This is a genomic window from Chitinophaga sp. RAB17, from assembly GCF_052114225.1.
In the GTDB taxonomy this organism is placed as follows: domain Bacteria; phylum Bacteroidota; class Bacteroidia; order Chitinophagales; family Chitinophagaceae; genus Chitinophaga.
The window spans coordinates 68,185-80,665 of sequence record NZ_JBFREI010000002.1 but is presented as its reverse complement, the minus strand read 5'-3'; the positions used below and the strand labels follow the sequence as shown (position 1 = coordinate 80,665).

Below are 12,481 nucleotides of genomic sequence, written 5' to 3'. Positions count from 1 at the left end.
TTAACAGAAAGATAATTGCTTACCAGAACCAGCCGCTTTTCTCCATACCCAGCCAGGGGCCGTCTTCACGCTGTTCTATGGGGTAGGTTTTCAGGTAGTAGCCTTCGCCGCTGCTATTATAGCCGTTTTTCAGACTGAATTTATAGCGGTGCAACGGGCAAACCACGTTACCGGCGGCATCTATCACCCCATCGGCCATAATGCCACCGGCATGCGGACATTTATATGCAAAGGCGAAAAGCCGTCCCTCGTGCAGGGTACAGCAAATCTTTTTCCCATTTACCTCTATTACACTGATTTCTTTCTCCGCAAATGGCAGCCGGCCTTCTTCTAATTTATACCAGGAATATTCTTTGGCCATTAGTAGAAGAATTCAGTTTTATAAGGGAAACGCTCCTTATACAGCTGCGATACCTTATCCAGGATGGTTTTACGCAGCTCTTCAATATTCCTTTTCTCCAGCGCGGAAATGAATACACAGTTGCCCTGGGTCTTTGTTTCCCAGTGTTGTTTCAGGTTATTCAGGATATCCTGTTTTACTTCTGGCTCCAGCCATTGGTCAAAGGTGTTGGCCTCATACAGATCCATCTTGTTAAAGATCATGATGGTGGGCTTCTCGAAGGCTTTCAGCTCCTGCAGGGTGCGGTTAACCACTTCAATCTGCTCTTCATACTGCGGATGGGAAATGTCTACCACATGGATCAGGATATCGCTTTCGCGCACCTCGTCCAGCGTGGATTTGAAGCTCTCTACCAGGTGGTGGGGCAGCTTGCGGATAAATCCTACCGTATCACTGAGCAGGAAAGGCGTTTGGTCAAAAACTACCTTACGGGTAGTGGTGTCCAGGGTGGCAAACAGTTTGTTTTCGGCAAATACCTCACTTTTGCTGAGCAAATTCATGATGGTGCTTTTACCTACGTTGGTATAACCTACCAGCGCCACACGAATAAATTCACCCCGTTCCTGACGCTGGGTAAGCGATTGCCGGTCGATGTCTTCCAGTCTTTTGCGTAACAGCGCTATTTTATCCTTTACGATACGGCGATCTGTTTCGATTTCCGTTTCACCAGGTCCCCTGCTGCCAATACCGCCTCCCTGTCTTTCCAGGTGACTCCACATACCACGCAAACGTGGCAGGATGTATTGGTACTGTGCCAGTTCCACCTGCACTCTTGCTTGTGCAGTGCGGGCGCGGCGGGCAAAAATATCCAGGATAAGATCACTGCGGTCTATCACCTTTACCTTCAACACTTTTTCTATATTGGCTATCTGAGAGCCGGTCAGCTCATCATCAAATATGACCAGTGAAATATTCCTGCCTGCAACAAACTGATGTATTTCTTCCAACTTTCCCTTACCTACAAAGGTAGCCCTGTCAGGATGTGCCAGTCGCTGGGTAAAGCGTTTTACGGCCTGAGCACCCGCTGTTTCTGCCAGGAACATCAGCTCGTCCAGGAACTCGTTTACCTGGCGCTCTGTCTGGTCCTTGGTGATAACACCAACGATGACGGCTCTTTCTTCTTTTTCTACTACTTGTTTTTTCTCAATCAAGTTATTTCTGAATTTGCAGCAAATTTACAGAGAATTTGCTCGCCATTTAGCGGACCCCGTAAAATCCCCTTTTCTTCCTACATTTACCCGATCCAAAACAACCCATCTATATCATGTATAAACCATTTTTACTGACAGGACTATTAATATCAACTATGGCAGTAGCCCAGGATAAAATGACACCCGAATTGCTATGGCAATTGGGCCGGGTGAGTGGAGAAGCGGTAAGTGCTGACGGCAAAACCGTTATCTACGGCGTTTCCCAGATCAATATGACCGAGAATAAGGGAGAAAAAAACCTCTATGCCATCCCGCTCGCAGGCGGTACACCAAAGCAACTCACCCAAACACCAGGTGCAGAAGGCGATGTAGCCATATTGCCAGGCAATAAAATTGGCTTCTCCCTGAAAGGCCAATGGTATGAAATGAATGCCGATGGCTCCGATCCGGTACAGAAAACCAATGTGGAAGGCGGTATGCAAAACATCCGTATTTCCCCCGATGGTAAGCATATCCTGTTTTCGAAAGAAGTGAAAGTAAAGAAGATCTCTGGCGTCGATCATTACGCCGATCTCCCGAAATCCAACGTACAGATCTATGATAACCTCAACTACCGTCACTGGGATACCTGGGAAGATGGCAACTTCTCCCATGTGTTTTATGCTACGTATAATAACGGGGAAGTAGGTACGCCTGTAGATATTATGGCAGATGAACCGTATGACTGCCCGCAGGTACCCTCCGGTGGCCCTGAAGACATGATCTGGAGCCAGGACGGGAAAAGTATTCTCTATGTAACAAAGAAGAAATACGGGAAAGATTACGCCCTCAGCACCAATACCGACATCTACGAATTTAATCTCGATTCCAAAAGCACCCGCAACCTCTCTCAGGGCATGATGGGATACGATGTGGCACCCGCTTTCAGCCAGGATGGCAAGTACATTACCTGGCTAAGCATGGCCCGCGATGGTTACGAAGCAGATAAAAATGATGTGATCATCATGGACCGTGCTACCGGCACCATCACCAATCTTACCAAAGGCTGGGATGGCACTGCCGGCGCGACCCGCTTCAGCAACGATGGCAAAAAAATATATTTCCTCGCCGTTATAAAAGGTACGGAACAGGTACTGGAAATCACCCTGCAGAAAAACATCGCCCAAACAACGGAAAAGCATATACGTCAGGTCACTACCGGTGATTTCGATATCAATGATATGCTCGCGCAAAGCGGTAATACCCTGGTAGTATCCCGTACTGATATGAACCATGCTGCGGAACTCTTCACGGTAGATCTGCAGAAAGGCACTGTGACGGCGCTTACCAACGTCAATAAAGCGACCTACGACAAAATAGGCATGTGCAAAATTGAAAAGCGCTGGGTAAAAACCACGGATGGCAAGGATATGCTCACCTGGGTGATCTTCCCTCCGGACTTTGACCCTGCTAAAAAATATCCAACCCTGCTGTATTGCCAGGGCGGCCCACAGTCTCCCGTATCCCAGTTTTATTCCTATCGCTGGAACTTCCAGCTGATGGCTTCTCAGGGCTACATTGTGGTAGCACCTAACAGAAGAGGGATGCCAGGACATGGGGTAGAGTGGAATGCATCTATCAGTAAGGACTGGGGCGGACAACCCATTAAAGACTACCTGAGTGCCATTGATGATGTGAGTAAAGAAAGTTATGTAGACAAATCCCGTTTAGGCGCAGTAGGCGCCAGCTACGGCGGCTATTCTGTATACATGCTGGCGGGCGTACACGAAAATCGTTTCAAATCCTTCATTGCCCACGACGGTCTCTTTGACCTGAAAAGCTGGTATGGTACTACTGAAGAACTCTGGTTTGCCAACTGGGATATCGGCGCTTACTGGGATCCGGCTAATGCCAACGGCTTCAAACATTTCAACCCAAGCGAATATGCCGGCAAATGGAATACGCCTATCCTCATTATACAAGGTGGTATCGACTTCCGCGTGCCTATTGAACAAGGCTTACAGGCTTTCCAGCTGGCACAGCTGAAAGGAATCAAGAGCAAACTGCTCTACTTCCCTGAAGAAAACCACTGGGTACTGAAACCTCAAAACGGCATCGCATGGCAACGCGAATTCTTTAACTGGCTGAAAGAAACCCTGTAAATCACCAAAACAACCCAGCTATCATGGCGGCTTTATTAATGGATATCCAGGATGGTATTGCTACCATCACACTTAACAGACCTGAAGTATACAATGCATTCAACGATCCGCTCAGCTACGAGCTGCAGGACGCATTAAAAAAGGCAGAAAAGGATTCCTCCGTGAGAGTGGTGGTGCTGACAGGAGCGGGGAAAGCCTTCAGCAGCGGGCAAGACCTGAAGGCATCTATGGAGTCAGGAAAGCGCGACTTAAGCGAATCGCTCCACAAACGCTACAATCCTATTATACGCGCCATCCGCAACATGCCCAAGCCGGTCATCTGCCGGCTCAATGGGGTAGCGGCTGGCGCCGGATGCTCCATCGCACTGGCTTGTGATATGATCATTGCCAGCGAAGAAGCCACCATGATTGAAATATTTGTGAACATCGCCCTGGTGCTGGATTCCGGCTCTTCGTATTTTCTGCCCCGCACAGTAGGCTACCACCGCGCATTTGAACTGGCCACCAAAGCCACTAAAATTACAGCGCCGGAAGCACTGCAAATGGGACTGGTCAACAAAGTAGTACCGGCCGCCCAGCTGGATGCCGCTGTACACACCGAAGCTGCTTATTACGCCGCCGCACCTACGAAAGCGATTGCGCTGATGAAGAAAATGCTGACAAAAGGAATGACAGAAGACCTGGACGCAGTACTCGACTACGAGGCATATTGCCAGGAAATAGCCGGTAACTCGGCCGATAATGCGGAAGGAATATTAGCCTTTCTGGAGAAACGAAAACCCATATTTAAAGGAGCATAAAGCAGAAGGCATAAAGCAAAAAGCTATTAAAGCGAATGACCAGAGCGAAATTATATTCTTTGCTCTGGTCATTCGCTTTAATAGCTTTTTGCTTTATGCTTTACGCCTTCAGCTTAATTATAATCCACTCAGGCAGATACCAATAGAGTAAGGTCTGATATCCAGGTTACCGCTGCTATTGTCTTTCAACAATGGGTTCAGGGAATAAGCGCCAAACAGGGCGAAGTTACCGTAACCTACACGGGCAGTTGCTGAAAAGCGCCATGGGTTAAAGAATCCGCGGTTAGCCTCCTTCTCAATCTGCTTGCTGCCATTAGGGCCTGTAATTTTATCTTTAGTATGCGCATCCACCAGGGCGCCCACTTTCACACCTATCGCGGCTTTGAAACCTTTATTGGCGTTGTCTGGCACGCTACGATACCGTAATTCAATCGGAATTTCCAGGTAAGTAGTAGCTACTTTATTCTTTTTGGCAGTAGAACTAGGGAAAGAAGCCTGGTTTTTAATCTTCTCTCCTGTTATATCCATACTATGATCTTTCAGGTAGATACCGCTCGTGCTTATCCCTAAACCTGCTGCCATGCTTAGTTTGGATTTCTTAAACGGGAAATCATACATCAAGGCCACATTAAAACCCCTGTTCAGGCCGGTCTTAATACTATCAGGCGAACCTGCCCAGCCATCGTAAGATAACTGTATCATCAAAAAGTCGTTGGAATGGGTAACCTTATTAACCGCCTTATTCATCGGTGAGCCACCATCCTGCGCGAAAACTCCAATAGAAACAGCTATCAGACCAAGGGTAAAAATTATTTTCTTCATATAATATACATACTTAGGAAAAAGAATATTAGGCAAATATAATGGAATGATTGTAACACAATTGGTTAAAATATTGCAAAAACATGTTCCGTATTATACATTCCCATGTCGAAAGTTACAGAAAAAGTGATATTGCCCCCTATAAACTTTTCCTGATAGCCCCTGTCCATACTGAACAAGATGAACAACAATATTGCCGCAAAAAATCCTAATTTGAATAAATAATCCTTCATTAAGGTCATAACCCCTGCCAATGCTTTTAATGAGTCGTTGAAAAACTACGCATGAAAAAAATTGTAAATACAGTTTTGGTACTGGTCCTGGTAGTGTTTATGGCACTCGCCGGATTTGTATACTATGCCTGGATAGTGCAGAAAAGGAGTAAAAGCGCTTCTGAGCTGATGGTACAAACCAATGCTATGATCGATAGGGTCAGGAGTATTGCCATGATGGATAATAGCTATACCAACGCCATCCGCGATATGCTGATCATGGATAAAACCACCATGCCGGCCAGCAGCTACGGATTACCGGATAGCATGAAAAACACGCTGAAAAACATCAGGGATAATTCGGAAAATGATACTGCCTCTCAAAAAATACTGGCCAGCCTGGAAACCGTGATGTTGGAAAAAATCGCCTACAACAACGAAATATTTACGACAGCCGCCACCCGGCCGGCACTCGCCAAACAGCTCATTACCGCGGAAAAAGGACACGACTTACGGATCAATCTCATGAAGCTGGTAACGGAATATCTCGGGGAAAACCGGCGTAAACTCGTTGCCCGGGTAGACAACGACAATCTATACACCTGGTATTCCTTCCTCACAACAATCATCATCAGCTTCTTTACCCTTATTCTGCTGTTGGGAGAATCCCGCTACATATACCGGCTCTTCCTCAAATTGAAACTAAGAACCAACCGCCTCTATAAAAGAGAACAGTCGTTTATGCGGCTGGCAGAAGAAACAGAACTTATCCTGTTCAAATCTCAGGTAGACGGCATCTTTACTTCCGTTAGCAAACGCGCCGCCGAAATGACCGGCTACACCGCCACAGAGCTGATAGGCAAACATTATTCCCTGTTCCTCGATGAAGACACCCACCGCCGGCTGGAAGAATTCTATATGAACCAGGTGAAAACCGGCGATGACTACACCTTCCAGGAATTTGAAATCATCACCCGGTCAGGCACCAAAAAGTGGGTAGAACAAATGGCCGCCCTCATCTATGGGGAAGACGGCAGAGTGAAAGAATTTCAATGCATCGTCCGGGACATAGACAGGGAAAAAAGAAACGATGACCAACCCATGTACCTGCAACAACGACTGGATGCCATTCTGGATTATATGCCCTCCATGATGTTCATAAAAGATATGCCCGGCAAATACCTGCTGGTCAATAACCGCTTTACGGAAATGATGGGCGTAGCCAAAAAAGATGTCATCGGCAAAACAGATGCGGAACTACCCTATGACTGGGTTGCCCGTTATGCCCCTCTGGACCAGGAAGTACTGGCCACAAAAGCAAGAGTAAAAGCAGAAGATATCATCACGGTAAATGGTATAGAATACCATTTTCTCATCACCAAATTCCCGCTGCGTAATGCAGATGGCGAAATGATCGGCATCTGCGGCATCGGACAGGATTTCACAGAAAAAGCCAATTATATCAAAGCCGTTGAAAACGCCAACGCCCTGGCACAGGAAGCCATTAACGCACAGGAAATGTTCCTGGCCAACATGAGCCACGAAATTCGTACACCCATGAACGGTATCATTGGTATGACCAACCTGCTCATGCAACAACACCAGCTAACACCTTCCCAGCTGGAATATACAGGCGCCATTAAAACGTCTGCCAGTCACCTGCTGGTCATCATCAACGAAATACTCGACTTCTCTAAAATAAAAGCCGGTAAACTACATCTGCAACACGAGCCCTTTGATGTATACGAGGTCATCGACAACGCTCTGTTCCCGCTGAAACTACAAGCCCAACAAAAAGGACTTTCCTTCTTTGATGAAATCGACAGCGCAGTTCCCACCTACCTGCTGGGCGATGAAATAAGACTGAACCAGATATTGACCAACCTCGTAGAAAATGCAATCAAGTTCACCCACCACGGAAAGGTAATGATGAAGGTATCCCTCGTAGAAGAAAATAAAGCAGCAGCTACACTTAAACTGGGCTTTGAAATAAAAGATACCGGTATCGGTATAGCCCCGGAACAACATGACCTTATCTTTAAAAGTTTCTCACAAACACATACCGACAACGCACGAAAATTTGGCGGCACCGGCCTGGGACTCGCCATCAGCAAAGAGCTGATAGAGCTGCAACATGGATCTATTCATGTGGATAGCCAGCTGGATGAAGGCGCCTGCTTTTATTTTGAACTCCCCTTCACCAGGAATAAAGGCGAAATCATCAATAAGGATGAGAAGGGAAACCTCATTCATATAGACAAACCTCTTCACGGAAAAACGATACTGGTAGTAGAGGATAATGAAATTAATCAACAGGTGGTATTTCATACGCTACGCAACGCCGGCGCCAGAACAGATGTGGTGAACAGCGGCAAAGGAGGCCTGGAAATGGTGGATTACAAATCATATGATTGCATCATCATGGATATTCAGATGCCCGGTATGGACGGATACCAAACCACACAGGCAATACGTCAGAAAGGCATTCAAACCTACATCATTGCCATGACTGCTTCTGCCATGAAAGGAGAAAAGGAACGTTGTATAGAGGCAGGAATGAACGATTATATTTCCAAACCATTTGAAAGAGAAGATCTTTTTCACAAAATCCTGAAAGGGCTGGGAGAGGGGGTTCCGGAAGTGTCAACAAAAACCGCAGCAGAAACAACGGCGCCCAGTGCCCTGAATTTTTCCACGGTGTACAAGATGATGTCGGGTGAAAAAGAACATGTGAAAATCCTGCTGGAAGACCTGCTCGACAGCATTCCTAAAAAGTTTTCAGAGATGAATACCCTGGTAGATGAACAGGACTGGCAACCACTATATATGCTGGCACATCAGATGAAATTTAACCTTAACGTGGCAGGCCTGCAACAGGCTTCCAACGTAGCTTATACCATAGAACGGGATGCCCGACTCGAAGAAAACCTGGATACAATTCTACCTCGCCTCACAGAAATCATGCAGATCTATTATAAACATGCACACCTGATTAAAGAACATATAGATCAATGCTGAACATTAGCTTCCGGTAATGTAAAGTAAAAACGACTGCCTTTATTCTCTTCGCTATCTACTCCGATAATACCACCCTGTGCTTCAATAAATTCCTTGGAAATAGCCAGGCCAAGCCCGCTGCCTTTATGCCCTTTCATGCCAGGCACCTGGAAGAACCGCTCAAAGATCCGGCCCCGGAAGGCTACCGGAATACCTTTCCCATAATCCTGCACCACAAAAGAAACCATGTCAGTGCCTGTGCTGGTCACTACCAGGTCAATAGCAGCGCCATGAGCGGAATAGCGGATGGCGTTGGTGAGCAGATTCACGAGCACCCAGGCTGTTTTCTCCACATCTGCCAATACCTTGGGCAAACTATCTGGAACGTCTGTACGAATAACTACTTCCCGCTGGGCGGCTTGTTTCTGGACCGTATCCATGGCGTATTGCACAATGTTCAATGCGGTTACCGGCTGGGGTTGCAACTGTATATTCCCGCTTTCTACCTGCGACAAATCCAGCAGCTCACTCACAATTTTTATCATGCGCCGGTTGTCCTGTTTCAGACTGTCTACCAGTTCTTTCTGCTCGGTACTGAGCGTGCCTGTCCTTTCATCTTCCAACAGCTTAATACTAAAGTCAGATGCTGCCAGCGGGGTTTTCAGCTCATGAGAAATAGTGGCAATGAAATGCGTTTTGGCAATGTCCTGCTCTTTGAAAGAGGTAATATTACGGAGTATCACTACGTAGCCTATACGCTTCCCTTCATGCTGCATATCTGTTGTTTCCCTGGTAAAGAAACACTCCTTGCCATCTACTACAATTTTGAGTGGTGCATTCTCCTGGGTACTCACCAGGAAACGTAACAGGTCATTGCGTTTAGACACTATTTCAGCAGGCTGTCCGATTACATCTCCTTCCTGCATACTCAGTAATTGCAACGCCTGCGTGTTGGCAAACAGAATAATGTTATTGACATCAAATCCAATAGTGGCATCTTTCAAACTGCCTATCACCGCTTCTGCACGTTGTTTCTCAAACATAATACGTGCAAGATTGCTGTGCTCATAGTCGTCCAGGCGCTGCGCCATGGTATTAAACGCCGTAGCCAGATCCCCGAATTCATCACCGGAGGTAAAATAGAGCCGTTTACTGTATTGCTTATTGGCAATACCTTTGATTCCTTCTGTAAGTTCATGAATAGGATTGGCAATATAACCGGGGAAGTTATACACAAAAGTAAATCCCAGTAAAAAACAAACGCCGCTGATAATGGCGATATACATTAACGCATTGTCCGCTGTTTTCTTCACTTTTTCATTTTTACCAACAATGGCAGCCATGTTAAGGTCCATGATGGTATAGATGCTTTTTTTAATGGCGCCCACATCTGTGGTGGTATCTTTACGTAACAGTTCAAAAATGCGGGTTACTTCTGTAGTAGCATCCTTCTCGCCCCGTTCTGTCACATTCGCCTGCTGCTTTTTCAGATTGCCGGAAAACGCGGCCATAGCAGCATCCCGGTGTTTTGGCAAATCTTCCAGCGCCACCAGCATATTCTTAGAGTATTCCAGCGATTCGTAGTTATCCTTCAGGATAAATTTTGCTTTCTCATTCAGGCGGTTCAGATAGTAATAACCAAGTATGCTCACCACCAACAGCATGATGTAGAGGAACAATACCCCCAGGGTGATCTTTGTTTTTAATCTGAACTTACTCATGATAATATGATGATGTCAATATCGTTGGAAGAAAGCGTTTTTAATAACTGGTTAAACAGGTTAGTGCGCAAAATGATACGAAAAAGACTGATATGCGGCTTTCCCATACAAATGGTAGTGACCCGTTTCTGTAATGCAATGTTAATGATAGCTTCTGAAACTTTGGCATTATGCTCCTGTATTACTTCAGCACCCAGCTCTGTAGCCAGCTTCAGGTTATTAATAAGATGACGTTGGGCAGATAGCGCTATTTTATCAGAACTCTCTCCAGGCACCTGCACATACAATACAAACCAGTCTGCATGATAATAAGCAGCCAACCGGGCTGTTTTACGAATCACTTTCCGGGCTACTTCATCATTAGTAGAAATGCATGCCAGGAAGCTTTCATGGCGCATTTGCAGGTTACGTGGAATCTCCGACTCCACCTTCCTTTCTACCTGTGTGGTTACTTCTTTCAGTGCCAGTTCCCGCAATTGCAGGATTTTATCTGCCTGGAAAAAATTACTCAGGGCGCTTTCTACTTTGGAACGGTCATAGATCTTACCTTCTTTCAAACGGGTAATTAACTCATCGGCGGTAAGATCAATATTTACCACTTCGTTTGCCATTTGCAGCACCAGGTCCGGAATACGCTCCTGTACTTCCACGCCGGTAATGGATTTCACTTCCTGGTTTATGCTTTCGATGTGCTGAATGTTTACGGCAGAAAGCACGTTAATACCGGCATTCAGCAGATCTACCACATCCTGCCAGCGCTTTTCATTTTTAGAACCGGGAATATTACTATGCGCCAGCTCATCTACTACTACCCAGTCTGGCGCGAGTAATAATATGGTGGAGAGATCCATCTCGTCCAGCATTTTTCCTTTATAGAATACCTGTCTGCGGGGTATCTGGGGTAAACCATCCAGCAGGGCGTGTGTTTCCACACGCCCATGCGTTTCGATATAACCTATCTGGATGTTCACCCCATTTCTTAACATGGCATGTGCTTCCTGCAGCATGCGATATGTTTTTCCCACACCGGCACTCATGCCAATGTATATCTTAAACTTACCTCTGCCGGCGCGATTTGCCAGGTTAAGAAAATGCTGTACGGAGTGTTCTTTGTCTGTCATGTTATATGCTTAGAACCATACTGCCAGCGATGCAGTGATCGATGTACTGGTATTTTTCATTTCGGTTCCCTTCATAAATGTTTTGTCTTTCCCATCAAACGTTCTTCCTTCCAATCTGAACATTACATTATTTACCGGGGTAAAGTCAACGTTAAGGGAGTAGCCGGTAGTCTGAAATCCATCTGGTGTGCCGCTGTTTATCACTACCCCATGCTGATCGTTATAATGTTCTACACGTGCTGCCATGGCGAATTTATCTGTAAATGCATACCTGCCTATTACGATAGGACTGTACCAGCTGTTCAGATCGGAAGAGCCTTTGGCTTTCTGTTGTAATCCAAAGTCAATTCCTGCAATGAGACTGAATTTTTCCGTAATACTAAAGGTACCATAAACATCATTAAAGTAGCGCATCTGGCGTGCACTATCCGGGAGATCATTACCGATATAGGTGCTCCAGTTGAGCAATATTTTATCCGATGGTTTAAAGGTGATCTGAGTACCAAAGTTAGGCGTTTGGTTACCATCTACTTTTTTGATCCGTTGCCATCCGTTGAGGTACATAGCAGCAAAAGACCATTTGTCATTGGGCGTCCAGGTTACCTTTGCACCGGTTTCATAATACGGAGAGTTCTCTGCAAGTATACTGCGGGTGAGGGTAGGGCAATCCTTTCCGATAGCACTTTCAAAACCGATATGTGCCGGCATTACACCCGCATCAATCCAAACGTTTTTGCCTACACGGATACCTACATTGGCTTCATATACATACTGCATCAAAGTGGGTTCTGCTGCCAGGTTGTATTGCGGGTAGGTACCCGCCATCAGACCTACGTTGGCACGTACACGATCCGAAGTATAATTGGCCTTCACCATGGCCAGGTTCAGATTCAGTTCATTATGGCGATTGTAGTTATACAGGAACCCGGGCTTGGTATGATCTGCCGGCTGATTAAGATCATAGCTGTAATAGGCTTCTGCATATCCGGAAAAGGTGATTTTACCCTTGTCTTTTTCTTTCTCTGCCTTTGGTGCTTCCTGGGCGAACATAGTAATGGCAGCAGCCAATGCGCCGGCCAGTAATAGAATTTTTTTCATTTCAAGTTGACTTTTAAT

9 protein-coding genes are annotated in these 12,481 nt (G+C 46.0%); 3 read left to right on the top strand and 6 right to left on the bottom strand.

Annotation, left to right across the window (positions count from 1 at the left end; all coding sequences use genetic code 11):
* Positions 1-19: 19 nt before the first annotated feature.
* Together AB4Z08_RS06350 and hflX are read right to left on the bottom strand one after the other, a co-directional pair.
* Positions 20-361 carry a Rieske (2Fe-2S) protein gene (locus AB4Z08_RS06350; protein ID WP_441572895.1) on the bottom strand — a complete coding sequence of 114 codons (342 nt, stop codon included), beginning with the start codon at positions 359-361 and terminating at the stop codon, positions 20-22.
* On the bottom strand, positions 361-1,551 hold the full coding sequence (gene hflX / locus AB4Z08_RS06345; RefSeq protein ID WP_441572894.1) for a GTPase HflX: 1,191 nt from the start codon (positions 1,549-1,551) through the stop codon (positions 361-363). Before hflX ends, AB4Z08_RS06350 begins: the two co-directional genes overlap by 1 nt.
* Positions 1,552-1,664: 113 nt before the next feature.
* Here hflX and AB4Z08_RS06340 point away from each other — a divergent pair, with 113 nt between their 5' ends.
* Together AB4Z08_RS06340 and AB4Z08_RS06335 are read left to right on the top strand one after the other, a co-directional pair.
* Positions 1,665-3,692, top strand: a complete 2,028-nt coding sequence (locus tag AB4Z08_RS06340; protein WP_441572893.1) for a prolyl oligopeptidase family serine peptidase — start codon at positions 1,665-1,667, stop codon at positions 3,690-3,692.
* Positions 3,693-3,715: 23 nt separating this feature from the next.
* The gene (locus AB4Z08_RS06335; protein WP_441572892.1) at positions 3,716-4,492 is read left to right on the top strand and encodes an enoyl-CoA hydratase-related protein; all 777 of its coding nucleotides are present in this window, start codon (positions 3,716-3,718) and stop codon (positions 4,490-4,492) included.
* 117 nt (positions 4,493-4,609) lie between these two features.
* Here the strand turns inward: AB4Z08_RS06335 and AB4Z08_RS06330 are convergent, their stop codons facing one another.
* On the bottom strand, positions 4,610-5,314 hold the full coding sequence (locus tag AB4Z08_RS06330) for a porin family protein (protein WP_441572891.1): 705 nt from the start codon (positions 5,312-5,314) through the stop codon (positions 4,610-4,612).
* 284 nt (positions 5,315-5,598) lie between these two features.
* Here AB4Z08_RS06330 and AB4Z08_RS06325 point away from each other — a divergent pair, with 284 nt between their 5' ends.
* Positions 5,599-8,544 carry a PAS domain S-box protein gene (locus tag AB4Z08_RS06325; protein WP_441572890.1) on the top strand — a complete coding sequence of 982 codons (2,946 nt, stop codon included), beginning with the start codon at positions 5,599-5,601 and terminating at the stop codon, positions 8,542-8,544.
* Here the strand turns inward: AB4Z08_RS06325 and AB4Z08_RS06320 are convergent.
* From AB4Z08_RS06320 to AB4Z08_RS06310, 3 genes are read right to left on the bottom strand one after another with little or no spacing between them, the layout of a single operon-like run.
* Positions 8,535-10,244: an ATP-binding protein gene (locus AB4Z08_RS06320; RefSeq protein ID WP_441572889.1), complete on the bottom strand. Its 1,710-nt coding sequence runs from the start codon at positions 10,242-10,244 to the stop codon at positions 8,535-8,537. The genes AB4Z08_RS06325 and AB4Z08_RS06320 overlap by 10 nt on opposite strands.
* Positions 10,241-11,365 (bottom strand): sensor protein KdpD, encoded by a 1,125-nt coding sequence (locus AB4Z08_RS06315; RefSeq protein ID WP_441572888.1) that lies wholly within the window; start codon positions 11,363-11,365, stop codon positions 10,241-10,243. Before AB4Z08_RS06315 ends, AB4Z08_RS06320 begins: the two co-directional genes overlap by 4 nt.
* Positions 11,366-11,374: 9 nt before the next feature.
* Entirely contained in the window at positions 11,375-12,463 is a 1,089-nt protein-coding gene (locus AB4Z08_RS06310; protein WP_441572887.1) for a porin, read from the bottom strand.
* Between the last annotated feature and the right edge of the window lie 18 nt (positions 12,464-12,481).